This is a genomic window from Pseudonocardia pini (assembly GCF_013870575.1).
GTDB lineage: Bacteria > Actinomycetota > Actinomycetes > Mycobacteriales > Pseudonocardiaceae > Pseudonocardia > Pseudonocardia pini.
Genome location: NZ_JACBXB010000690.1, coordinates 1 through 3,007, shown reverse-complemented (window position 1 = coordinate 3,007; position 3,007 = coordinate 1). Strand labels below are relative to the sequence as shown.

The 3,007-nt window shown below is 70.9% G+C and carries 2 protein-coding genes; both read left to right on the top strand.

Going from position 1 to position 3,007, the window contains the following annotated elements:
• On the top strand, positions 1-738 hold a 738-nt coding region (locus tag H5J29_RS27240), incomplete at its 5' end, for an acyl-CoA dehydrogenase family protein (RefSeq protein WP_181783857.1).
• A 511-nt stretch (positions 739-1,249) separates the two neighbouring features.
• On the top strand, positions 1,250-2,821 hold the full coding sequence (locus H5J29_RS27235) for an ABC transporter substrate-binding protein (RefSeq protein ID WP_181783856.1): 1,572 nt from the start codon (positions 1,250-1,252) through the stop codon (positions 2,819-2,821).
• Positions 2,822-3,007: the final 186 nt, after the last annotated feature.

The following is a 3,007-nucleotide window of genomic DNA, read 5'->3' as shown; positions in this document are numbered from 1 at the left end:
GTCCAGACCAGGGGGACGCGGGTGGACGGCGGCTGGCGGATCACGGGACAGAAGGTGTGGACCTCCGGGGCGCAGCACTGCAACCGGGGGCTGGCGACGGTGCGCACCGATCCCGCGGCGTCGAAGCACAAGGGCATCACGATGGTCGTGGTCGACCTGACCGCGCCGGGGGTCACGGTGCGCCCGCTGCGCGAGATCACCGAGGACGCGCTGTTCAACGAGGTCTTCTTCGACGACGTGTTCGTCCCGGACGCCGACGTCGTGGGCGAGCCGGGGCAGGGCTGGACCGTCGCCAGGGCCACCCTCGGCAACGAGCGGGTCAGCATCGGCGGCGGGGCGGGCAGCCGGGACCGGCCCACCGCCGCCTCGCTGGTGGCCCTGCTCGACCGGTACGCCCCCGACGACGGCGGGCTGGCCCGCGAGGTCGGTCTGCCTGCTTCGGCGGAGCAGGCCACCCAGCTGCTGAACCTCCGGAGCGTGGAACGTGCCGTCGTGGGTGCGGAACCGTCGGCCGAGGGCAACGTCACCAAGCTGCTCGCCGCCGAGCAGGCCCAGCAGATCACCGAGCTCGGGATGCGCATCGCCGCGGCGGCCGCGGTGACGGGGGGAGAGGCGGCGTTGACCTACGAGTACCTGTTCGCCCGGTGCCTCACCATCGCGGGCGGTACGTCGGAGGTGAGCCGCAACGTCATCGCGGAGCGCATCCTCGGCCTGCCGCGCGAGGTCGTGCCGAGGTAGCGGGATTCGATTCAGGATCCGTAATCAGCGTCTCCGGGTTCGGAGATCATCCGGCGGGCGGCGCTGTCCGAGAGCCTGCGCGAGGTCCGAACCTGTGCCTTGTGCTGCGGCGATGCAATCCGTTAAGGTTTTGGCGGACGCCCGACCTGGTGGCGGGAACTCCACGGAATAAGGGTTCTCAACTGGCGTGGTGTGGCCCCGAGTGGACGGCTCAAGGCTGAGCGGAGGTACCGGTGAAGGTGTCCTCGACGAGCGCGCTGTCCCGCTTCGTGGGACCCCCGGAGGCCGCCGCTCCCACCCGCGGTGCGTGCCGTGACCGCGCTGCACCGATGGCCCCGACGGCATCGACGGCACTGACGGCATCGACGGCACTGGTGGCACTGACGGCACACCACCGAGGCCGGACGAGTGGTCCTCGTCGGTGATCGCGTCGCACACCCCCTCGAACCCGGATCGCACCGACCATCCCGCGACCGCCGTCGCGACACCCCCCACAGAGAGGGACGGACCCATGCTGAGGCATCGCCATCGATGGACGATCGGGCTGGTGGCGGTGCTGGCCACCGTCCTCACCGCATGCGGTGGCGGGGGTGGTTCGGAGCAGGCCGCCGCCGGCGCGCCGCAGGCGGACCCCAACGGGACCCTCCGGTTCGCCTGGACCATTCCCGCCGTCCCGCTCGACCCGCACACGCCGGCGTCGAGCATCGGCCAGGCGCCGTACATCTTCCCGGTCTACGACCGGCTCACCCAGCTCGTCGCCGGGCCGGAGCTGAAGCCGATGGTCGCCACGAAGTGGGAGTTCAGCCCGGACAGCAAGGCGGTGACCTTCACGCTCCGCGACGACGTCACGTTCCACGACGGCACCAAGGTCGACTCGGCCGCCGTGAAGGCCAGCCTGGAGCGCGCGCTCACGCTGGAGAAGTCGACGGTCAAGGGGCAGCTGTCGATGATCGACGGCATCGACACCCCCGACCCGACGACCCTCGTGGTCAGGGCTGAGCGTCCCGCGTCCGACCTGCCGTACGTGCTGTCGTCCTCGATCGGCGCGATCATCAACCCGAAGTCGCTGACCAAGCCGGACCTCGACACGGTCCCGGACGGTTCGGGTCCCTACACGGTGGCCGAGTACAAGGCCGGTGACCGGGTGGTCTACAAGCGGGCCGCGAACTACTGGGAGCCCCAGGCCCAGCAGGCCGCCACGATCGAGCTGATCGGCATCACCAACGACAACGCCCGGCTGTCGGCGCTGCGCTCGGGGCAGGTCGACGCGATCCTGTCGAAGGTCGGCCAGTACGACCAGGCCTCGGCGCTCGGGGGCGGCTACGAGCTGCACTCGTACCCGGCGGCGGCCACCTACGCGATCTACCTGAACACCGCCCGACCCCATGTCGACCAGGCGAAGGTGCGGCAGGCGTTCAACTACGCGATCGACCGCGAGGCGCTGAACCAGTCCATCCTGGACGGCCAGTGCGCGCCGCAGGGGCAGCCGCTCACCCAGGTCCTCGACGGCTTCCTGCCGAACCCGCCGGTGGTCTACGGCCACGACGTGGCCAAGGCCAAGCAGCTGCTGGCCGAGGCCGGTCTGCCGAACGGGCTCGACATCAGGATGCTCGTCGGCGCCAGCCTGTCACCCCAGGACCAGCTCGCCCCGGCCCTGCAGGCCCAGCTGGCCGAGGCCGGCATTCGGGTCACGATCGACGCCCAGGACGCCTACCAGCTCAACGCCCTCTGGAACACCGGCAGCCAGTACGACGCCTACCTCAACACCCGGACCGCCAGTGCGACCGCGGCGACGACCCTGCGGGACAACTACCTGTCGCCCAGCCGTTTCCCGGGACCGGTCCCGGACGGGTTCGCCGAGGCCGTCAACAAGGCCTTCGACGCCAACCTGTCCGCCCAGGACCGCACGGCGACCCTGCAGCAGGCCTCGACGATCGCAGTGGACCAGGCCATGGACGCCTTCATCTGCGCCCTGCCGACCCAGGTCACCCACAGCGACAAGGTGATCGGCGCCGACTCCATGGGCCAGTCCGACTTCCAGGGCATCTTCGACCTCCGCTACGTGGGGATCGCCGCCGGATGACCCACGGTGCCGGGCCTGCCCCTCCGGGCGGGCCCGGCTGCCGCGCCCGAACCGACCGCACGGCCCAAGGACCCGAACGACGCCGCGCCGGAACCCTCCGGGTGGCGGCCGACGACGCAGCGACGCGACCGGAGGACTGTATGAAGACACGTTCGATCAGATGGCCCGGCCCGACACCCGGGCGGC

Coding starts and splice junctions, on each gene's coding strand:
- H5J29_RS27235 (WP_181783856.1), top strand. CDS start 1,250: ATGCTGAGGCATCGCCATCGATGGACGATCGGGCTGGTGGCGGTGCTG.